Source organism: Roseivirga echinicomitans, assembly GCF_001592935.1.
GTDB lineage: Bacteria > Bacteroidota > Bacteroidia > Cytophagales > Cyclobacteriaceae > Roseivirga > Roseivirga echinicomitans.
In genome coordinates this window covers 145530-167702 of record NZ_LRDB01000045.1, presented here as the reverse complement: position 1 = coordinate 167702, position 22173 = coordinate 145530, and the positions used below count along the sequence as shown (strand labels likewise).

At 39.7% G+C, this 22173-nt stretch carries 20 protein-coding genes; 6 read left to right on the top strand and 14 right to left on the bottom strand.

Annotated features, from left to right (window positions below):
* Window positions 1-13 precede the first annotated feature (13 nt).
* From AWN68_RS18875 to AWN68_RS14175, 5 genes are read left to right on the top strand one after another with little or no spacing between them, the layout of a single operon-like run.
* Window positions 14-280: a hypothetical protein gene (locus AWN68_RS18875; RefSeq protein ID WP_084362876.1), complete on the top strand. Its 267-nt coding sequence runs from the start codon at window positions 14-16 to the stop codon at window positions 278-280.
* Window positions 240-623 carry a DUF983 domain-containing protein gene (locus AWN68_RS14190; protein ID WP_068416965.1) on the top strand — a complete coding sequence of 128 codons (384 nt, stop codon included), beginning with the start codon at window positions 240-242 and terminating at the stop codon, window positions 621-623. The genes AWN68_RS18875 and AWN68_RS14190 overlap by 41 nt, the downstream gene beginning before the upstream one ends.
* Window positions 624-660: 37 nt before the next feature.
* The gene (locus tag AWN68_RS14185) at window positions 661-4344 is read left to right on the top strand and encodes a sensor histidine kinase (protein ID WP_157716237.1); all 3684 of its coding nucleotides are present in this window, start codon (window positions 661-663) and stop codon (window positions 4342-4344) included.
* Window positions 4345-4346: 2 nt separating this feature from the next.
* Window positions 4347-7799, top strand: coding sequence for a hypothetical protein (locus AWN68_RS14180; protein WP_068416961.1), 3453 nt, complete (start codon window positions 4347-4349; stop codon window positions 7797-7799).
* 60 nt (window positions 7800-7859) lie between these two features.
* Window positions 7860-8993 carry a PQQ-dependent sugar dehydrogenase gene (locus AWN68_RS14175; protein WP_068416958.1) on the top strand — a complete coding sequence of 378 codons (1134 nt, stop codon included), beginning with the start codon at window positions 7860-7862 and terminating at the stop codon, window positions 8991-8993.
* A gap of 15 nt (window positions 8994-9008) precedes the next feature.
* Here the strand turns inward: AWN68_RS14175 and AWN68_RS14170 are convergent, their stop codons facing one another.
* From AWN68_RS14170 to AWN68_RS14125, 11 genes are all read right to left on the bottom strand, one after another.
* Window positions 9009-10406 (bottom strand): pyridoxal phosphate-dependent decarboxylase family protein, encoded by a 1398-nt coding sequence (locus AWN68_RS14170; RefSeq protein ID WP_068416956.1) that lies wholly within the window; start codon window positions 10404-10406, stop codon window positions 9009-9011.
* 101 nt (window positions 10407-10507) lie between these two features.
* A complete protein-coding gene (locus tag AWN68_RS14165; RefSeq protein ID WP_068416953.1) occupies window positions 10508-10972 on the bottom strand; it encodes a hemerythrin domain-containing protein in 465 nt (154 codons plus the stop codon).
* A 38-nt stretch (window positions 10973-11010) separates the two neighbouring features.
* The gene (locus tag AWN68_RS14160; protein WP_068416950.1) at window positions 11011-11334 is read right to left on the bottom strand and encodes a cupin domain-containing protein; all 324 of its coding nucleotides are present in this window, start codon (window positions 11332-11334) and stop codon (window positions 11011-11013) included.
* A gap of 3 nt (window positions 11335-11337) precedes the next feature.
* Complete coding sequence (locus AWN68_RS19255) at window positions 11338-11784, bottom strand: hemerythrin domain-containing protein (protein ID WP_317038926.1); 447 nt, start codon at window positions 11782-11784, stop codon at window positions 11338-11340.
* Between the two features lie 8 nt (window positions 11785-11792).
* Window positions 11793-12062 carry a DUF542 domain-containing protein gene (locus AWN68_RS19250; RefSeq protein WP_317038925.1) on the bottom strand — a complete coding sequence of 90 codons (270 nt, stop codon included), beginning with the start codon at window positions 12060-12062 and terminating at the stop codon, window positions 11793-11795.
* Entirely contained in the window at window positions 12046-12504 is a 459-nt protein-coding gene (locus AWN68_RS14150; RefSeq protein WP_068416947.1) for a hypothetical protein, read from the bottom strand. The genes AWN68_RS19250 and AWN68_RS14150 overlap by 17 nt, the downstream gene beginning before the upstream one ends.
* Window positions 12501-12887, bottom strand: coding sequence for a group III truncated hemoglobin (locus AWN68_RS14145; protein WP_068416944.1), 387 nt, complete (start codon window positions 12885-12887; stop codon window positions 12501-12503). The genes AWN68_RS14150 and AWN68_RS14145 overlap by 4 nt, the downstream gene beginning before the upstream one ends.
* 42 nt (window positions 12888-12929) lie before the next feature.
* The gene (locus AWN68_RS14140) at window positions 12930-13364 is read right to left on the bottom strand and encodes an RrF2 family transcriptional regulator (protein ID WP_068416941.1); all 435 of its coding nucleotides are present in this window, start codon (window positions 13362-13364) and stop codon (window positions 12930-12932) included.
* A gap of 195 nt (window positions 13365-13559) precedes the next feature.
* Window positions 13560-14708 (bottom strand): M50 family metallopeptidase, encoded by a 1149-nt coding sequence (locus AWN68_RS14135; protein WP_068416939.1) that lies wholly within the window; start codon window positions 14706-14708, stop codon window positions 13560-13562.
* Between the two features lie 97 nt (window positions 14709-14805).
* Window positions 14806-15555, bottom strand: a complete 750-nt coding sequence (locus AWN68_RS14130; protein ID WP_068416936.1) for an ABC transporter ATP-binding protein — start codon at window positions 15553-15555, stop codon at window positions 14806-14808.
* The gene (locus AWN68_RS14125) at window positions 15552-16286 is read right to left on the bottom strand and encodes an MlaE family ABC transporter permease (RefSeq protein ID WP_068416933.1); all 735 of its coding nucleotides are present in this window, start codon (window positions 16284-16286) and stop codon (window positions 15552-15554) included. The genes AWN68_RS14130 and AWN68_RS14125 overlap by 4 nt, the downstream gene beginning before the upstream one ends.
* Before the next feature lie 154 nt (window positions 16287-16440).
* Between AWN68_RS14125 and AWN68_RS14120 the strand changes: the two genes are divergently transcribed.
* Window positions 16441-17148 (top strand): SDR family oxidoreductase, encoded by a 708-nt coding sequence (locus AWN68_RS14120; RefSeq protein WP_068416930.1) that lies wholly within the window; start codon window positions 16441-16443, stop codon window positions 17146-17148.
* A 189-nt stretch (window positions 17149-17337) separates the two neighbouring features.
* Here AWN68_RS14120 and AWN68_RS14115 read toward each other — a convergent pair whose 3' ends face one another.
* The 3 genes from AWN68_RS14115 to AWN68_RS14105 all read right to left on the bottom strand — a co-directional run bounded on the left by AWN68_RS14115 (window position 17338) and on the right by AWN68_RS14105 (window position 22125).
* Window positions 17338-18390 (bottom strand): aromatic ring-hydroxylating oxygenase subunit alpha, encoded by a 1053-nt coding sequence (locus AWN68_RS14115; RefSeq protein ID WP_068416928.1) that lies wholly within the window; start codon window positions 18388-18390, stop codon window positions 17338-17340.
* Window positions 18391-18474: 84 nt separating this feature from the next.
* Complete coding sequence (locus AWN68_RS14110) at window positions 18475-19029, bottom strand: hypothetical protein (protein ID WP_068416925.1); 555 nt, start codon at window positions 19027-19029, stop codon at window positions 18475-18477.
* 18 nt (window positions 19030-19047) lie between these two features.
* A complete protein-coding gene (locus AWN68_RS14105) occupies window positions 19048-22125 on the bottom strand; it encodes a T9SS type A sorting domain-containing protein (protein WP_068416921.1) in 3078 nt (1025 codons plus the stop codon).
* Between the last annotated feature and the right edge of the window lie 48 nt (window positions 22126-22173).

Sequence of the window (22173 nt, the reverse complement as noted above, 5' to 3'; positions counted from 1 at the left end):
ACTTTGAGGTATCATGAGAAGAGTTAAACAAATTATCTTATCGGCAATTTTACTAACTGTTTTTAGTGTTTCAGCTCACGCGCAATGTGCCATGTGCAGAGGGACACTAGAATCCTCTGTGGCTGGCGGTGATACCACAACAGCTTCCAATTTAAACATAGGGATACTTTACCTTTTTGTTGCTCCTTATGTCCTCTTTGCGGTGTTAGGCTACTTTTGGTACAGAACTAGTAAACGAAATGGTCAAAAGAACAAAACTCTCAGCAGTATTCCAGGCTAGATGCCCTCAATGCCGTGAAGGCAAACTATTCATATCTAAAGCTTATAACCTACGCAAATTCCTTTTGATGAAAAAGGTATGCGATACTTGTGGCGCTAGATTCGAAAAAGAACCTCGATTCTATGATGGATCTATGTACATCAGCTACGCAATGTCCGTAGGATTATTTCTGATGAGTGCTCTAGTTATCAATTATACAATCGAAAACGCCAACGAAAACACCTACCTCATCGCCATTATTTCAGAGGTGATTTTGCTCTACCCTTTAATGTACCGCTACAGTCGTGTATTATTCCTTTACTCCTTTGGGGGACTTAAGTACACTCCTAAACAAAATAATTAGTACTTTAAGCCTGTTCTAAAAGAATAGCAAAGGATTGTTGGCAAAGCAGAGAAAATTCGAATTTCAGAAGCACAGGTACTTTCTCCTGTGTATTGGTTTATTGGCCTTAACGCTAATCATCGATGAAGTGATTTTTTCCGACAGGAAAAGACGAGTAGAGCCACAAGAAACCATTTCTGTCAATATTAAGAAACAACTTTCAGTTTTAGATCAAGAAGTAAAGTCCGTTGAAAGTGATGCTATTGTTGACCTAAGTCGCCTTTTTAATCGGTTAGAAGTAAGTGAAGAATTTCCCATTTTCATTTATGAGAATGGAGAAGTGATTTATTGGTCCACCAACCGATTTGTACCAAAGTACGGAACTTTAGAAGGCCTATTTCAATATCGCTATTTAGAAATAGGAAATGATAAGTTCATTGTTAAAAAGACCACAATCAATAGTGCGCAAAATAGGATTGTTGAAATATACGGTTTTCTTCCACTCAAGTCAGATGTTCCAATAACCGATGACTTTGCCAGTACAGGTCTTAATAAAAAGATCTTTGGTAAATCAAATTATGATCTAAGCTCAGACGAGGACTTAGCTCAAAAGAATCGAATTTTCTCTCAGCAAGGTGTTTATCTTTTTTCATTTTCGGGAAATGACTTAATGAAAATAGACTACCCTGTATACTCTACCATCATTATTTTAATGTTTGCGCTCAGTATATTTTTCTATGTTCGCTCAGTATTTTTCTATTCGGCTTTGCTCAATGATAGAGGCAAACCCATGTATGCTTTGGGACTACTAACGCTGATGCTCTTCATTTTAAGGGCACTGATGATTCGTTATGAATTGCCCTACAGTGTACGTGCTTATGGTCTATTCGACCCATTGCATTTTGCAGCAAATTATACAGAACCGTCATTGGGAGATTTACTTTTCAATCAGATTAGCCTTTTGGTGGTAGTTGTGTACGGTTTTTTAGGTTTTCATAACCGACATGAGAAGACAAGCTATGACTGGAAGTTCTTTGGGATTCTGGTATTATCGATGTTCTCTTTCTATTACCTGACTTACGAGCTCCATTCTATGCTCAGTAATTCACAATGGAAGCTGGATATCACCAAAGACAATAATCTAACCATCTATAAACTCATCAACTACTTTGTGATTTTTGTACAAGGAGTGATGTTCTTTTTACTGACTCAACTGGCCGCTACAAGATTTATAAATCTTAAAAACAAAACTCCTTTTCAAATCGGGTTAGGTATTGTTTTACTTGCTTCATTCGTACTGGCTTGGCTCTTAAAGGAAAGCCTATTTACCTATTTGGCCATCTATATTATCTACTTGGCATTGATTGTTCGATTGAAGTTCCCTTCAGAAATCAAAAGGCTTAGTTATAATACCTTCCTCTATTTCTTTACCGCATCTTTTGCTGTGGCATTGGTGAGTACCTTGGTTTTGGGAGAAGATATTAAGAAAGTAGATCGACAAGATAAAGTTAGTATTGCCACTGAATTACTGACGAACAAGGATGTTACCGCGGAGTATTTATTGGGTGAGGCAAAAAAGAAGATTGAGGACGATATTCTTATTCAAACCAATATCTCGAGTTTGTTTTCGCCAAAACAGTTAATCCGTCAAAGAATCAGGAGGTCATACCTAGGGGAGTATTTCGATAAATATGATATCGAAATTATGCTCTTCAACGGTTCTGGTCGGCCAATCAATAACACCAATACCAATGACTATTCCTCTTTCAGCTTATATAGTCAAGACCAGTATCGAACTGACCAGGAAGGCGTCTACTTTTTGAGTTTCCGTTTTCCCACCATATCCAACCACTACTATGTATTTATGGATATTGAGCGATACAACACAATTATAGGCCACATCATTATCCAATTGGTGAAAAAGGAACAACTGAATAACAGTATTCTTCCCCGTTTACTTTTTGATGAAAGTAGTACTGTGACTGATAACGGACATTTTGATTATGCTCTTTTTCAAAATGGTGAAATGGTCAGCAGTGTGGGTGATTTTAACTACGCTAGAGACTTTCCTAGTGAATGGAAAGATGATCCAGAGTTGTTTGGAAAGGGGGTCTTAGCGAATGGTTATACGCACTTGGCTGTGCAAGGAAGGGATGCTACGGAATATTTCATCATCAGTAGCCCTGTTTATCCTACACGTTTTATGATTACCAATTTCTCGCTATTCTTCCTCTTTATTGTTGGAATGATCATCTTGGTCTTCTTCGCAAGCGCCTTGTTCTATAACTTGAAAAAACGGACGGTGACCATTGCTGCTAAAGTTCAAATTCTGCTCAATTTCGCATTTTTTCTTCCGTTGATTATTGTAAGTATTGTGGTACTCCGGTTGGTCAATGAAACGGTAAGAAAGAACATTGAGGAGAACTATCTGGAGGTCGCTGAAAGTGCGGGATCAAACTTGACCATTACATTAAAGGAGTTTTTAGATAGTCAAAGTGAAAACAACGAAACCTTAGAGAATAGGGTGGGCGAAATTAGCCAATACTCAAGGGCTGATATTAATCTATTTAATGACAAGGGAGTGCTTGTGGCTACCAATCAGCGAATGATTTTCGAAAATCAGTTACTGTCCACTTTTGTGAACCCCAAGGCCATGGCCGAAATCAGTGAGAACAGATCCAGCGAAAGGCTATATACAGAAAGAGTAGGGGGACTGGAATATCAGTCGACTTATGTGGGTATTCAGTCACAAAACAATGAACTATTGGGTATTCTGAGCATGCCCTTCTTCGAGTCCCAAACACAACTCAAGAGGCAACAAACCGATATTATTTCTAATATTCTAAATTCATTTACCTTTATCTTTATCGTGTTCGTATTGCTTTCATTTTTGGCATCAAAAATTATTACTTACCCCTTTACATACCTTACCAAAAGGATCAAAGCCACTACTTTTTCTAACATTAATGAGCCTTTGGAATGGAGTGCAGAAGATGAAATTGGCCTGATGGTTCGTGAGTACAATCGCATGTTGGTGAATTTGGAGAGAAGTAAAAAGGAATTGGCCATGAGCGAAAAGGAAAGCGCTTGGCGTGAAATGGCCCAACAAGTAGCGCATGAGATCAAGAACCCGCTCACTCCAATGAAACTCAAGCTACAGCACCTTAAAAGAGTGCTTACAGAAGGTAAAGGGTTGGGGCAGGACTTCAATAAACCGATTGATAGCATTTTGAATCAAGTAGAATCCCTCAGCGATATAGCGACTTCGTTTTCTTCCTTTGCTAAAATGCCAATACCTCGAAATGAAAGGCTCGATTTGGCCGATTCCCTTCGTAAAGTAGTGCGTTTGTTCAAGGCAGATGATGACGTACAAATCACACCAAATATTCCTCGAAATCCAGTTTGGGTTGAAGGAGATGCCAATTTGCTAGGAAGGATTTTCAACAACCTAATTCTGAATGCGCTACAAGCCATGCCAGAAGGACGCATGCCTAAGCTGGAAATTAGTTTGGAAGAAACGCACTCTAAGGCAATTATCAGTGTGAAGGACAATGGTTTCGGAATTCCAGACGAAATTCAAGACAAGATTTTTATCCCTAAATTTAGTACAAAGGTAGAAGGCTCTGGAATTGGTTTGGCCATTGCCAAACGTGGGGTTGAACATGCAGGAGGGAGTATATGGTTCGAGACCGTGGCTAACGAAGGCACTACATTCTTCTTAGAGATTCCATTAAGCGATTAACTGTGTTGCGTGGCTTATTCATTTGTATTTGCTTAATTCTCCTTGGGCCAGCGCTTTTTGCCCAAACGGAAGAACAATGCAAATGGGTGAAAACTGACGGCAAACCAATAGTTCTCGATTCCCTTACAGCCATTCCAGAATCCATAAAAATTGCTCAGATCGAAGGGAAGAGTATCCTTTTCGATTTCCAATTAAACAAGAATACCATCAGTATTTTGTACCCTGGGCTAGATTCTGTTATCGTGTGTTTTCGCACCTTGCCCTACGATTTACACACCAAACGCGCCAATAAAACACTGGCCATTTACGATTCTACTGCGTTGTTCAAAGATGCGATCCGGTACCAACAAACGCTGACCATGCCTAAACGTGAAGAAGCCTTTTCTACCCAAAACATTTCAAAAACAGGGAGCATAACCAGAGGGATTTCCTTCGGTAATAAGCAGGATGTTTTTGTGAACTCTTCTCTTAACCTGCAAATGCAAGGGCAGCTGACAGAAAATGTAAATTTACGTGCAGTAATTACCGATAGAAATGTGCCCTTTCAACCAGAAGGGAATACTCAGCAGTTACAAGATTTCGACAATATTTTCATTCAGCTTTACAACGACAATTGGTCATTAACTGCTGGTGATGTTGTGCTCAAGAATGGAGCCTCGAACTTCTTGCGCTATTACAAAAATGTGCAGGGAGCACAATTCAAGACGGCTTATGAAATGGCGAATGGCTTTAAGGCGGAAACCACTTTTGCTGCCTCTGTTGCCAAAGGCCGGTTTGCTTCCATCAATGTTGACCCCATAGAAGGAGTACTCGGCCCTTATAGAGTACGTGGACCCAATAATGAGCGTTTCATCATCGTAATTGCGGGTTCCGAAAAGGTGTTTTTAGACGGGGAAGAACTGACCCGCGGTTTTGATAACGACTATGTGATCGATTATAATTTGGGCGAAGTTACTTTCACCAACAAAGTGCTCATTACCAAATTCAGTAGGATCAGGATTGATTTTGAGTTTTCAGACCAGAATTATTCACGTTCTATTTTTCAAGCCAGCCACTACCAATCCAACGATAAACTCGATTTCTCTTTTAATTATTATGGTGAGAAGGACAATCGAAATCAGCCGCTGGCTTTTGACTTGAGTTTGGAAGAAAAACGAATCTTGGCCGATGCTGGGGATGATCTAAATCAAGCCTTTACTTCGCGTGTTGATAGCTTAGAATACAGGTCTGATATTATACTTTACCGCAAAACCGTTGGCGCGGATAATCTGGGGAATGAATTCGATATTTTTCAATACTCTACCAACCCCGACTCTGCTTTCTTCAACGTTCAATTCACATTGGTGGGGCAGGGGAGCGGTAATTACGTGTTGACTAACTCTACCACTAACGGACGAATCTATAAATGGATAGCACCAGTTAATGGTCAGCTGCAAGGTAATTATAAGCCAATTTCGTTGTTGAATGCTCCCAACCAAAAGCAAATGGTTACGCTCGGTGCTGGTGCCAGGTTAAATAAGTACGACAAACTCAGTGGCGAAGTCGCTTTCTCGAAAAATGACCTCAATCTATACTCCGATTTAGATGCTGATGACGATAGAGGAATGGCTTATAAACTCATTTACGAATCTGTGAACCGGCCAGTAAAAGGGCTTGAAGACTATAAATTTAATGCAGGCGCTTCTTATGAATTTAATAATGACGCTTTCTCATTTATAGACCGAGTGCGTTATATAGAATTTGATCGCGATTGGAGTTTTAACTCTAACGATTTCGAAGAGAATTTTGCTGAAAATATCCTTGAAGCCAAGGCTGGTTTGCAAAAAGATGCGCTCAATAGCATTGATTATCGTTTAGTGAGAAGAAAAAGGGGGGCAGCCGTAAATGGTTTACAGCAATACTTTAAAGGAACAAAGGAACTCAGTGTCTTTAGACTGAAGGTAGATGCTTTTTCCATGACTAACGACCAACAGATTGTGTCTTCTGAATGGCAAAGATTATCCACCGATTTGTCCATTCGCTCCAAGTGGTTGATTCCAGGCTACCGCTATAATGTAGATCGAAATGAGGTTTTTAATACCACTACCGATGAGATTGTGCGGTCAGCCATGAACTTTGAAGCCCATACTTTTTACCTAAAAAATGATGAAAGCCTTACCACGAATTATGGAATTGAATATCAAGTTCGCGAAGACAGGACGCCTTTCAATGGTGAGCTGATAAACAGCAATAGATCAGAAACTTGGTCTGCGTTTTTCAACACTGAAATTGATGAAACTCAAACCCTACGTGCCCTTTTCACTTTTAGGGACTTGGAGAACTTAAACCAAACAGGCGAAGATAGGAATGACCGTACCATCATGGGTAGAGTGGACTGGTTGGGGAACTTCTTCGATCGTTCCATTCAGTCAGAGCTGTCGTATAACTTGGCCAATAGCCGTGAGCTGCGCAGAGAGTTTATCTTTATTCAGGTACCAACTGGAGAAGGGACACATACTTGGCGGGATGATAATGCTGACGGAGTACAAGACCTGAACGAATTTTACATTGCCGTAAACCCCGATGAAAAGAACTACGCCAAGATTTTTGTTCCTACCGACAATTATGAAGAGGCTTTTAATACCAACATTAGCTATCGCCTAAGAATGAAAACGCCCAATACTTGGTTCGAAGATGGAGGATTGAAAAAGCTCTTGGCACGTTTCACCAATACAACCGCCTATACTTTGAACTCAAAAATTACAGATGAAGACCTTGCTGCCAGACTTTGGCCTGTAAACGTGGCGGATGACATGATTTTATCTTCGAGGCAAACCCTTCGTTCAACCCTCTTTTTTAATCAGTCTAGGTCTGCCTTTGCTGCTGATTTAGGCTTTGCTCAGCAAGAGAATCGACAGCTATTGCTGAATGGCTTTGAACGTATCGATAATGACGAATTGAGAGCACATGTTCGCTGGAATGTGAACTATCAAACGAACTTAGATCTGACTTTTATTTCTGGTGAAAGAGCAAGTAGTTCAGATGTATTGACCCAAAGAAATTACCTGATCCAGACCAAGGTTTATCAGCCTGCTATTTCATGGCAACCCAGCAATATTTTTAGAATCACAACTACTTATGCCAATAAGGAAAAGAATAATGTTTTTGCTGAAAACAATAATGAGGGCTCAAAGATCAATGAATTCTCAATTGAGGCCCGTTTTTCTAAAGCGGCCAAAACTACACTGAGTGCTAACTTTAAGTACATCAATATCGATTTTACAGGAGAAGAGAATTCGCCTACTGGTTACGAACTGTTAGAAGCGCTTCGGCCAGGGCGCAACCTTACTTGGAATCTGAACTGGCAACAAAAAATTGGCAATGGACTCCAATTACTTCTTCGCTATGATGCCCGTAAATCAGAAGGCAATCCAATTGTGCATTTGGGCAGGGTTCAGATCTCTGCTTTGTTCTAGAATTAGTTTTCAAAACAAAATACCCTATTTTTAACGTTGTAAGCAAAAAACAAAATAGCTATGTCGTTAATCAAACCTCTTTTCGCACTCGCAATATTCTTCACACTTTCTTGTGATGCTCAAACAGCCAGCGGACCACTTGAAATCACTGAACCCACTCAGGCCAGTGAGTTAGTACCGGAGTTGGTGACAGATGAATTAAGTAATCCTTGGGGAATGGTTTTTCTTCCTGATGGTAAAATATTGGTGACTGAAAAGGCAGGAACTATTGTCTTGATTGAAAATGGTAAGGTGGTGAATAAAGAGGTGAAAGGTGGTCCTGTGAGCAAAACTCAAGGGCAAGGTGGCTTATTAGACATTGAATTGCACCCTGATTTTGCATCGAACAAATGGGTCTACTTTACTTTTGCTAGTGCAGAAGGCGAAGAGGATGGCGCTATGACAGCCCTTTCTAGAGCGCAATGGAATGGATCATCCTTTGACAACCATAAGGTGCTTTACAAGGGCTCACCCAATACAAGAGCAGGCCAGCATTTCGGAAGTAGAATAGCATTCGATGCACAGAATCATGTTTACTTTTCGATTGGCGACCGTGGCAACCGTGATGGAAACCCACAAGATATTACAAGGGATGGAGGTAAGGTATATCGATTAAATGATGACGGTTCAATTCCTTCAGACAATCCTTTTGTGAATACGGCCAATGCAAAAACAGCGATTTACTCTTACGGACATAGGAACCCTCAAGGTTTGGCTACCAACCCAAAAACGGGTGACATTTGGGAGCATGAGCATGGTCCACAAGGCGGTGATGAGGTGAATATCATTGGAAAAGGAAAGAATTACGGTTGGCCATTAATTACCTATGGCGAAAATTATGGTGGTGGTGCTATCACGGATAAAACTGCCATGGAAGGAATGGAGCAGCCTGTCACTTATTGGGTTCCGTCAATTGCTTCCTGCGGAATGGCCTTTGTCCAAAATGCCAAATACGCTGGTTGGGATGGTGACCTGATTGTTGGTTCATTGAAATTCAGCTATTTGGTGCGTCTCGTAATCGAAAACGATAAAGTGGTAAGGCAAGAAAAGATTGCAGAAGGCATAGGCCGTGTACGTAATGTGGAAATGGGCAACGATGGCTATTTATATGTTGGCGTAGAAGGAAAAGGGCTTTATAGATTGGTGCAGAAGTAAGGCTTGAAGTTTTATTTACAGCTGCCCTTGAATAATCCCTAAGAGCAGATCAATTTCCTTTTTGTGGGTTCTGAATGAAAGCACGGCTACACGCATATAGAATTGGCCATTGAGTGTGGTAGAAGAAATGAAAATCCTTCCGTCTTGATGAATGGCTTTCACTATCGCAGCATTGAATTCATTGGCCTCTTTATCCTTGGGTAGATACCTGAAAATCACGGTTGAAAGTACTGGTGCTGGCCCCACCTCAAAACCCATCGCTTTAATCTTGGTATAGAAATACTGCGCCAATTCCATTTTCTCTTCCAAACAAGCTTTAAATGGAGCAATACCATGAAGCTTAAGCGGTAACCACATGCGCATCCCCCTAAAATGCTTGCTCAACTCTGGGGAAAGCTCAGCTGGCGACATTTCATCCTGATGCATTTTAGTGTCTTGCATATAATTGGCTTCGTAGCTGTTGGCCGCTGCCAAATGCTCAATATTCTTAATCAACACGATGCCTGAACCATAAGGAAGAAACAAACCTTTATGTGGGTCGAGAATGACAGAATCAGCTTTTTCAATGCCGCTCATTACTTCCTTACCCTGCGCTGTCAATTGGAAGAAACCGCCATAGGCAGCATCTACATGAAACCACAGTTGATGCTCTTCGGCAATACTGGCAATGGCGTTGAGGGGATCAACTGCGCCAACATCTGTAGAACCTGCATTGGCAATGACCAAAAAGGGCTGAAGACCTTGCTCTTTATCTTCTAGCACCTGAGCGTTTAGCTTTTCTGGGATAATCCGATAGTCTTCATCCAAATCAATGATGCGCAAGATGCACTCGCCCAAACCACAAAGCTTAATGGCTTTTTGTAAACTGTGATGCGTTTGTTGGGTGGTATAGATCACTGTTGACTCAAGGTCTTTCCCTTTTAGCTTTTTAGCCTCTCTCGCTGTCGAAATAGCAATGAGGTTGGCAATGCTTCCGCCCGAAGTTAAATTGCCTCCAAAGCGCCCTGTATAGCCAATAAGCTTCCCCGCCCAATCGATCAGCGCATTCTCCATGCGTACCGCGCCCGGAGAAGCATAAAACACACCAGCGTAACGGTTGGAAACTGCGGCTAGATAATCGCCCAAAGCGGACTCGTAAATTCCGCCCCCGGGGATATAACCCAAATGACCTCCGGAAGCTGGGTTGAGTCCCGGCTTATCTACTCTTTCGCCAATAAAAGGGAGAATGTCTTCAATAGGGTGGTTCTGCTCGTCAATATCAAAGAAGCTGTCTTGAGCCACTTTTCCATAACTATCGTATTCGTAAGCCTTTCTGTTTTCAAGGCCATTCAGAAAACTTTCGGCATATTCAATTACCGATTTTTGTAAAGAAAGTCTTTGGTCTGCGTTGGTCTCTAAAGAAGTTAAATTCATTACCGATGGTTCTCTTAGGTATAGCTGGCGCTAAAGTAAGGCTATAATGGTGAATTTAGAAGCTTTTTGAGTGACCTTAATACATCGCAGTTTAAACCAACTTATAGCCAAAATGGATCCTCGTTGTTCTCTTTGAACGTAACCGAGTCATGCATTTGGGTCATTAGCTCCAGCTGTTCAGGAGTCGCTATGTCTTGGATTTCAGGAAAAAGGACCCGTTCTTCAAAACGGATGTGCCTTTCCAGTTCTTCCTCAATTCTGTTAAGATTGCGGGCAATGTCTTCCTTATCATCAAAAAGCCGAGCAAGCCTTCTGTGTTCCGCCATGGCCTTTTTGATGTGCTCATGTTCTTCTCCCAAAATTGGGAAGATGTATTTCTCTTCGTCCGAAAAATGAGGAATAAGATGAGTTTTATAAAACCAATCAGAATATGTTTTAACCCTCACTGGATCAACTTTAGAAAGAAATCCCTTCCGTATTTTCCAACAGAGCAATAAGCCATGATGGTGTTCGCGGCTGAAGGGTTGAAGTGCTTTGTGTCGTTTCAGAGGTTTTCTTTCTTCCATAGTTTTGGGGCTAGCGTGAAATAAAGGCCATTATTAAATCAGTTGTTTATTGAGCCAATCAGCAATACACATTCTCCATCGCCTTTGTTTACAATTTTATGCTTTGCCTGGGTTGGGAAAACATAGAATTCTCCAGGCTGACATTGGTAAGTGTTGTCATCGATTTCAAATTCAGGTGTTCCTTCCACTACAAAAGCATATTCTGTTTTTTGTGGATGCACATGTTTAGGGTATTCAGAATGGGCAGCCACTTTCACCATTTTTACAGCGCCATTTTTCAATTCTAATAATGGCGATCCAGCAAAGCCTTTGACTTTCCCTTCGGTATATTCAAGCGCATTGATTTTGAATTGGTGATTCATGACTTAGGCTGTTAGTTTCTTCTCTAAGGCTACGGCTTTAGGGAAGAGAATGTTGTTCTCTAAGTGAATATGAAGGTGCAAATCATCCTCAAACTCTTTCAAAAGAGAAAAGGCTACTTTATAAGTATTACAAGCATCGGCTGGTGGTGTATACTGGTTGCTTAATTCGCTGATCTGACGAAAGCGTTTTCCTTCAGTATCGTGCTCGTGCATCATGGCCTGAACGGGGTTACTTACGGTGCCGAAATGTGGAGTGTGTACTTTTACATCTTCACTTTGGGCACTCATCATTTTTCTTACAAAAGGGAAGAGCATGAGTTCTTCTTTTTTCATGTGCATGGTCAATTCACCAGCAGAAGCATTGAAAAGGGCTTCTATTTCTAGTAATTCAGGATGGTGTTTACCATGTACTTCACTGATCTTATTGAGGTACTGCTTTATCACAGGCATTTTCTCTTCTACATAGCGGTGGTGTTTTTCTCAATATAGTCTGCCAGTAAATCAATTGGCCAGAATTTATAGTCGCTATTGCCAGCATGAGCCACGGTAATTGAAGAGTTTAGTTTCTCCATAAGTTCACCTTGATTAATGTTTTTGGCTTCGCAGGCTACGTTTATACTGCGATTGCCATTGCAACAGAAATCAATTCCATAGGATTCGAACACTGCAGCGGTACGGTAATCTTCGGCTACAATTTCACCGATCGTTTTTTCAATTAGATTTTCCATGATCTGTTTTTTTAAATAGGGTAATACCATAAATGAGTAAGCATATCACCTTGATAACTTCCGCTCCAGCATAATAGAAATGAAGATTAGAAGCAGGTGGAGTAGTGTCTTGAATGTACATTTCGGCCCGAGCGTCAAGTGCTGGTAATAGCCAAATTGTTTGAATGAATAGGAGTAAGAGTGGGAGTAAGAAGGCTATTGTTTTCGTACTCAATAGGGGGGCTTTATAGCTGACAAGCTGAATTACTATAGCGATGGCGAATATCCATTCCACTTTGTTTAATGCGTCAAAGACCAATCGGCCAATTCCTAAACCTAATGGCAGTGTAATGCCTGGAGCTTGAAATTTCAACCATGCTTCCATAAAGCTAATGGTGCATACAAAGCCTACCCACATAAAAACGGAAACTACTGCAATTGGAGATTTTACTTGTACTGTCATAACAAAGGTTTTGAATCTCTCTCTTTATAATATTCGATTTTCAGCATGAACATTTCTGCCATTTTTTGCGCACGCCATTTGGCTTCAGTTGCTTTTTCTCCTTCGAAAAGCTCATCTATGGTGCTATAGAACAGCTCAATCCATCGCTCGAAATGCTTTGCTTCTATGGGCAAATGAGCATGAGGAGCAAATGGACTTCCATAATAAGTGTGTTCACCCAAGAGTATGGTTTGCCAGAAACGGTACATTTTCTCTAAATGCTGTGGCCATTTGTCTTTGATCACGCCATTGAAAATATAGGCCAAGAGTTCGTCCTCTCTCACCTTATCATAAAAGGTGTCGACCAATAGTTTGATGTCCGCTATGCTTAAAATTTTTTTCATTATGAGATATTAATACCTTTATATCCTTTATTGTGTCAAATTTTAGCGTTTTAAGTAAGTCAAACCAGTCTCTAAACTCGTGGCCAATTCAAAAAGGCTCGTGTTCTCAAGCATCTTTCTCAGCTCACTTCTAATGGTGGTGAACTTATCGTGAACAGGGCAGGGTTCGTTGGCATTGCATACCTTTAAACCAAGACCACAGCCTTTATAGATACTGTCGCCATCCAAGGCGTTTACAATTTCGCTAAGTTTTATGGAGTCGATGTCTTCTTTCTTGATTTCAAAACCACCATTCGGTCCTTTTACTGAATTGATGATTTTTGCTCTGGCCAGCTGCTGCAAAACTTTGGCCGTGAATGCTTCTGGTGAATCTATTTCCGCGGTGATGTCTTTCAAACTCGCACGCTCCTCATTGAGAGATTTTTGTGCGATGTAAATCACTGCTCGAATTCCGTATTCACATGCTTTTGAGAACATAGTTGTATATTTTCTATGCAAAGATAGGTCAGATTTTTAATTCGGACAAATTTATCCGAATTAAAAAATGAAATCTAGTTTTTAGGTTTAAAAATCGGTGAGTATTAAGTGCTAGGGGATTACTTTTAGAAGATTCTTAAGATTTATCTATCCCTAAACTTACACATTGAATACAAATTAGTCTTGTCTCATTTGTTAAGAATTTAACAGACTTGTAGTTTCCAGGATTAAATCATCGATTTGATGTGTATTGGGGTCAACTTGTTTTGCTTTCTCAAAGTAAGCGAGAGCCTTCTCATATTTCTTCTTGTCTATTTCATGTATACCAAGATTTTTGAGAGCGTAAGAGCAATCTGGTTCAATTTCAAGTGCTTTTTGAATGTCTTCCATTCCCTCTTTTTCGAACCCTTTTTTTAATTTAGATAGGCCCCGATTGCTAAAAGAATAGGCCAAATAGAGACCTGCGTTGATACTCATGTTAAAGTCTTCAATAGCCTCATCATATCTTCCTAAGATATTATATGTATAACCTCTGTTTATTCTGGATGACAAATTATGATAATTCAACAGAATCGATTGGTCGTATAGCTCGATGGCCTGTAGATGATTGTTTTGCCATGAATAACATAACCCACATAACCCATAATCCTCAGATTTTAATCGCTTGGTTTTTTTAAAGTCATTGAACAATTCGATGGATTGATCGAACTGCTTAGATTGAAAGTAAAGCGACATACCTAACCTTAGTACCTGATGGTTATTATTACGCTCTGGTAGGCTTTCGAATAATGTGATGGCTTTATTGAGTTCATTGGAGTTGACCAGTCTCGGTATCTTCGTTATTTGTGGATATATTTTTCGAATTTGGAGGAGCTGCTTTAATTGCTGACCGTCATTATAGGTGTACCTAAATTCATCAAGTATGATAGGTGAGCCATTGGGGATCAGGTTTTTGAAAACTACTATTAAAGAAGCAATTACAAGAGAAAGAGCTGTATACTTGACTAAGCCGTGTGTTTCAGGCCTAGTTAAAACCAATGTTGATACGATTAATATAATAATGTTGACGAAGGGGCCTGCAAAAATGTAAATGCAGTCTTTTAGCCAGCTATTATTTGTGCTTACTCTACAAAATCCTTTGCTCCATTTGAATGGGTTTCGGGTTAAATGAATGTGAAGCCTACCAAGTTTTAACGTGATAAACCGGGCGTTTTCGAGATAAGAGCCGATACAGATTTTTATGTCACCTTTATAAAGGACATAGGCAGCAATACCATGTCCTAATTCATGAAGAATTGTAGATAATGCTACCCCAACCAAAAAGGAGACAATACCAAAAAACATTATGAAGTAAACTGACATTGTTTTAATGTTTTTCCAGCATGTAGCTGACGTTACTTACAAAAGATAAATTTAATTATTTAGGTTAGGTGGTTCTTGCTTATTGATCCCTAAACTTGCGCATCATTTTGTTGGCGAATACAAACTCGTCAAGTTCTTGGACACCTGAGTGCATGATTTCATCGCTGTTGCCTTCCCATAGTTTATGGCTGTTGCTAAGGAACATAATGTATTCTCCAATCTCCATTACTGAGTTCATATCATGGGTTACGATCACCGTAGTAATTTGATATTCCTCTGTAATTTCCGCCAGTAAGCGGTCTATTTTGATCGAAGTAATTGGATCCAGTCCTGAATTGGGTTCGTCACAAAATAGGTATTGAGAGCTGTTTACGATGGCCCTAGCAATACCCACCCTTTTTTGCATTCCTCCACTAATCTCTGAAGGCATTTGTTTGTTGGTGTTTTCCAGCTTTACCCGCTTCAGACAGAAGTTTACTCTATCGAGTTTTTCATCTTCGGGCATTTTGGTAAGAATATCCAAAGGGAATTTGATATTCTGTTCTACGGTCATAGAATCGAAAAGCGCCCCTCCTTGAAAAAGCATTCCTATTTCTCGTCTAATGTCAGTTTTTAAGTCCCTGTGGGCATTAATAAAATCCCGTCTATCGTACAGAATATCTCCTGAATCGGGTTTGAAAAGGCCTACGATATTCTTCAGCAGCACACTTTTTCCAGACCCACTAGCGCCAATGATTAGGTTTGTTTTTCCTTTTTCAAATGTTACGCTAATGTCCTCTAAGACCACCTTATCATCAAACGACTTTACTAAATTCTTAACTTCTATCATCTTACTAAAAGCAATTGAGCGAGAATAAAATCACTGAATAAAATGGCGATACAACTCACCGTTACTGCACGTGTACTGGCCTGACCAACTTCCAACGCTCCCCCTTTGGTGAAAAAGCCCATGTAGGAAGATATAGATGAAACTAGGAAGCCAAAAACGACAGATTTTATTAAAGCGAACGTAACCGTGAACTGATTGAAATCCATTTTCAACCCAGTAAAGTAATCGGCTGTAGATACCACACCGCCAAATTTTGCGGCTAAGAAGCCCCCTGAAATCGCCAATACTCCTGCTAGAATTACTAGGAGTGGGTACATAATGAGTGTTCCTACAATTTTTGGGAGCACCAAATAGGAAGCTGAATTGATCCCCATTACTTCTAGTGCATCAATTTGCTCTGTAATCCGCATGGTACCCAGATTTCCTGCAATACTTGATCCTACCTTTCCCGCGAAAATAATAGCGGTAATTGTGGGGGCTAATTCTAAAATCGTGAGATCTCGAACTACAAGTCCTACAACACTATCAGGAATAAGTGGGTTGACCAAGTTGAATGCCGTTTGAAGGGTAGATACCGCTCCAATAAAGAGCGAAACCAAGCCCACCAAAACGATACTGTTGATTCCAACAAGCATACATTCCTCAAAGGTTAGTTTGACATAGGTTTTGAACGACTCACGATTTTTGAAAAGAGAGCTTATAAACAATAGATATTTGCCGAGACTCTTCATTAAAAAAGCATTTCCATCAGGGTGATTAAATTAACAGGGTGGTAAAATAACAAAACTTGAGGCAAAAGATTCGGCTTGGACCATCTTAATTGAACAAATTGATCTAATTTCAAGTCGTTGGTACAACGTAAAAATCTGAAACAATTATTCAAACATGAAAAAACTGGCAGTAATTACCGGAGGGACAAAAGGAATAGGTAGGGCAACCATTGAAAGATTTGCCAAAGATGGCTTCGATATTATGACCTGTGCTCGAAACCAAGAAGACCTAAAGCAACTCATGAAGGATATAAATGAGGCTTTTCCTGAAATTGAGATCCACACAGTTCAGGCAGATTTATCAAAGAAACAGGAGGTGCTAAAATTCGCTGAGATGGTTAAATCTTTCGACCGCCCCGTGGATTTGCTTTTGAACAATACAGGTGCTTTTGTTCCTGGCAGTGTACATAATGAGGACGAAGGAAATCTGGAAATGATGATTGAAACGAATCTTTACAGCGCTTACTACCTCACACGTGAATTGATTTCCGGAATGATGGAACGCAAATCGGGTCATGTATTTACCTCAGGTTCTATAGCTGGAATTCAAGCCTATGCCAATGGTGGTAGTTATTCTATTTCTAAGTTTGCCTTACTGGGTTTCACCAAAGCTTTACGTGAGGAAATGAAACCTCATGGGGTACGTGTTACTTCAATTTTGGCTGGAGCAACTTATACCCCAAGTTGGGAAGGAGCCGGACTTCCAGAAGAACGATTTATGAAAGCAGAAGACGTTGCTGATGCGATTTATGCTGCCCATGCTTTGTCGCCAAATACAGTAGTGGAGGAAATCATCCTTCGTCCGCAATTGGGAGATATATAATCTTTAGAGCTCAAAAATACTGCCCTTGCCGCCCTTCTTGGTGTTTTCACCAACAAGCGTACAATGCTAACTAGCCCTCTGCTGTAACTGGTGCTTGCCTTTGGCGAGTACCTATTTTGTGATGTACTTTGAGTGCGTAATTTAGAGTAAGACCAGTCCGCACTACAAGTGCGAACTAATGACAGATATTTAAGTCTGCCACTGTAAAGTCTCTGGCTTGATTGGGTTTTCGAAAGGTGTTTTTTCTTCTTGACATTTTTCGTAACGCGCTCGAATGGCATTGTACCATTTCGCCTGCATGTCTGGGTCGCCCATGAGCATCAGTGGAGGGTTGTTCTGAAGGCCTTCCTTTAGCTTTTCAAACACATCAACATCCTGCTGAATAAATGTATTCGCAAAGCGATAGAAAATAGGCTTTAGGTATTTGAACCAGCTTATGTCAGTATAGATGAACTGAATCAGTTCTGTCTGTTTTTCATTCACAGGAGTCAGGGCCGTCATGATCACGATATCATTTTCGCCTACTTTAATATGTTCAATTCTGATGCCTGGTAATTGAAAACTGATTTCTGTAGTCTGCTCTTTTTTTAGAATTTTATAAGCCGCTGAGTTCTTAGAAGGTTCATGTCGCACCATTTTAAAACCAAGGTGCGAAGGAGCAAAATTCTTTGTCTTTAGCTTTAGATTGGTCTTTTTTCTAAAGAACCAAGATTGATGCACAAAAGGAACGTGTGCTGGATCAATCAAGCCAATTACGGAATGATCGAGGCTGCAAGACATAGGTTTTGCGGTGACAAAATCGAAACTCGCCTCTTCTTTTAAAGGAAACTGAGGGAAAAGACTTTCGTCCATGTCCTCAGGCTTGCGCATGTCTTTGGGTAAGTAAATCAGTACAATGCCATGAACTTCGCGCAGCGGATAATAAGGCGCTCTTACCTTGGTTACATCTAATTTAGAAGAAGGAGGGAGTGTTGGTATTTTTGAGCAAGTGCCATCCGTTTTAAACCTCCACCCATGATAGCAGCATTCAATTTCACAGCCGTCAAAAGTGCCATAAGTTAATGGAATACCACGGTGTGGGCATTGGTTGCGAAGTGCGAAAACCTTCCCTTGCTCATCTCTGCCCAAAAGAATTTTCTCACTGTCTATTTCCTTCTCAATGGTCTTCCCTTTTTTTAAAAGGCTACCATGACAGGCTACATACCAGATGTTTCGTAAGTTTTTTGTCTTCGCTGTACTCATTGGCTCAAATCTGCACGCACAAACATAATGATTATCAACCGCATCTATTTTTAGAGCGGTGAGAAATTTTGAAAGCTGCGCGTTTTATTGGATGTCGTTGAATACGGGAGCGGCTATTTCTGTATAAGGAACAGCGCTAATGAGCAAGCCACCACTCATATGGTAACTGAGGTTCACGAGGTCATTTGAAACGGGGTCGATATTAAAATCTACACAGGCAATTTGCAGCTGACTACCATTAGAAAAGCTGAGCACCATTTCTTGAGGCACATAGAGTTTCTCCTCTAGTATTTCGAAATTTTCGTCAAGCTTTTGAAAATAGGTCCAGTTGATGGCTACTTCAATCACTTCATCACCTTCCATATTTTTAAAGGTGTCGATGTTGGTGATTTCAATATCATCCCAATCTTCATCTACTTCTACCTTGGCCAAAGAGAAATTGAAAATACTGTCTTCTAGATGCCAATAGAAGGTGATCGGTTCATCTTCAAAAAGAAAGGCTACGGCAGCAGAAACCACCACGGCTTCATTGTCTTCCACAAAAGGGTAGGGCTGATGGTGGTTATATACCTTTATGCTGTGTAGTTTTTTATTAAGAATCCTACTTGTGAGGAGTTCGTTGGCTTCTTGTTCAGTCATTATTATCAAATAGATGTATTAATTTTTTATTATTTTCTTAAGTGATCGGTATTTACCACTTTGCACAATTTCAACAAAGTAAGTTCCGTCTGTTTGCTGGCTAAGATCAATGGATTTAGAAAATTCATATTGCTTTTTAGGGAAACTATCGTGGTATACCTTTGCTCCATTTAAGTCTGTAATAGTAATGATAATGTCATCAAAATTGCTGTTTTCCAATACAATGTTCAATTGGTTTTGCGTAGGATTAGGGAATAAATCAAGCCTTAGAGAGAAGGTGTCCAGATCGATGCTCGTGACTTCACTTACTTCCAATGTAATATTGAATTCGTCACTGTCTATATTACCATCGTTTACCTTAACAGGTATTGTTAAGGTTCCTATGTGTTCTGGAGTTGGAGTAATGACGCTTCCATCAAAAGTGTAATTGGCCCCTCCAGCAATAGATAAAGTAAAGTCAGCTGGATAATTATTATCAGGGTCGGTTACTGATAAATCAGTGAGACTTAAAGTGAATGGTGTTTCATTATCTGTTATCAATGTGTTCACTGTTCCTAGTATCACAGGTTTGTCATTTACTGGAGTGACTTCTAATTGTGCATTGAAGCTATTGCTATCATCAATACCGTCATTTACTTTTACAGCTACCGTTAATGTACCGTTAAAATCGGTGTTAGGGATAACCGTGTTTCCGTCAATGGTGTAATTATCACCTACAGTTATAGTTAAAGAGAAGTCTGTAGGAAAGCTGTTATCTGAATCTGTTACAGTAAATGCATCAAGATCGAAAGTAAAGTTTGTATCTTCGGCTGTTGTTAACTCAGAAACTACCCCACTAATAATAGGTGCGGAATTGAATGTTTTAATTTTGGCTATGCTAAAAGTTGGAGTTCCGTTTACAGATGAAAATCTACCAACAACGAATACCCTCTGTGAATCTATTTTTGCAAGTTTATTTAAGAAGCCTAGAAAATTGACGTTAAATTTATTATCTACAATACCAGATGTTGTTACTCGAGCCAAATTACTATGCCGTTCTTCGTTAATAAATTCATAAGACCCTGCAACTAAAAAAGAACTGTCATTCTCCAATAAAATATCCTTATAAAAACCAAAATTATCGGTATCGGATATTCCAATGGTTGTGTCATCTAATTCGTTTCCAGTTAAGTTAGTTTGATATAGAGGCATCCTATCGCTAAAACCACCACCTGCAAAATTGGTCCCGCCAAATAACAGTTTTTCATTTATGATTTGAATAACATTTACACTTCCTGTAAGTGTTTCATTGCTGTTAAATTCTGGAATCAGCGATCCATCAGTATTTAAGTTATTGATAAACCCTGAAAGCATGCCATTACTAGAAAAGTAGCCACCAACAAGGTAAGTTCCATCTGCCTTGATAGCTAAGGCCTCTATAATTTTCCGGTTGTTTGTTTCTTGAGGGTTTGCAGCTAATACAGAGTTGAAATCTAAATCGTAGGCTCCATTTTCACCCAGTCGTACTATAATTTCATTTGAATCCGCAAGGTTATTTCCTGTGTTAATAATTCCACCAGCTACGAGTAAATTATCATCTTCAAGAACCGTAATGTGTTTGATATTATCACCTAAATAGTAAGCTCTAGCAGTTGTGCTAAAAGTGGGGTCTATACTGCCATCTTGGTTTAATCTTATGATGCTTGATATTGTATTTTCATACTGTAGATAGCCACCCAGTATTACCTTACCATTACTTTGTTTGGTGATCACATTGATTTCACTGTTTGGAGATTTTAATTCTATGCCTAATTCAAAATCAGAATCAATCGTACCGTCTGCATTCAGTTTGACTATGTGAGAAACGTTAGAACCGTTTACTAGTACGAAATCTCCTGAGACCAATACTTTACCATCATTGAGAGGCAAGACTGCATATGCAGTAGCTTCTTTTGTTAATGTAAATTTTTGAGGAAGTAGGTTTCCTGAAAAATCAGTCCTGGCCAAACTCAACCGCCTGTTACTTTTCGTCCCAGTAAATTTATGGGCATAAATGACCTCTTGATCCAATATTTCTATACTAGAATAATACCCTCCACTGGAAGAAGAAGAAAAAACTTGCGCGGCATACGTTTGGTCTGTTGACCCGTCAGCATTAAGTCGGATTAATACGGCATCGTTAAAATGTTTACCAGCTAAATAAATTTTGTTATCAGGCGCTATTTTTATCCTGCTTACCCTCCTACTGATTCTATTGATGACATCATCAGCATTGAAAGTAGTGATGACGGCACCATTAGCATCTAACTTAACCAATCCAGACGGTGTTGACACCCCGTTGAAGCTATTAAAATAACCAGAAACTAGAATGGTTTCATCCTGTAATACCTCTACATCAATCACATCGCCATCGCTGATTGTTGCGGTACCGGTGTCAAAAGTTTGGTCCAAAGAACCATCAGTGTTTATTCGGAAAATGGTACCCACATCAGTGTCATCATATTTATTTATGTGACCTGATATTAGTATCTTATTGTCAGACAGAATAGTGATTTCTGATCCGCTTGAACCACCAAAATTATGTATGCCAAACTCTGAATTTAGGCTGCCATCGTTATTTAGCTTCACTATTCGGCCTCTTCCAACAACTGCGTAATAATTTCCCTCCTTATATTTAACTTCGTATACCGTATTAATTGAGCTGTCTAGTTGAAAATCAGCATTAATACTTCCATCTAAATTTAGAATATCAATTCCATTACCGTTTGAACTCGTAAAATAAATTAGAATTATTCTGTCTTGATAAACCTGAACTTTGCTAAATGATTTATTTGCTAAAGATTCATCCAGTTTAAAGCTTGGGTCATACTCTCCCTGATTGTTTATGCGAATCAAGTTATTCAAATAGTTCGCATCAAGAAAAGTATTGTCTATGCGCTTGAAGTCTCCTAGAATGTAAAGATTACCTTCATTGTCTTTTTGTAAACCAAAAATATCAGGTTCACTCGCTAAATGGGCAGAAAAGCTTTTGTCTAGCGACTGGGAGTATAGATTAGTATTGAAAAAAGTAATGAGGCATGCTAATACTAATGAGATTGACGGTTTATATGATTTCATTAAGAGGTGTTTCAATTGATGGGTTAAAATATGGTATTTTTTAATTTA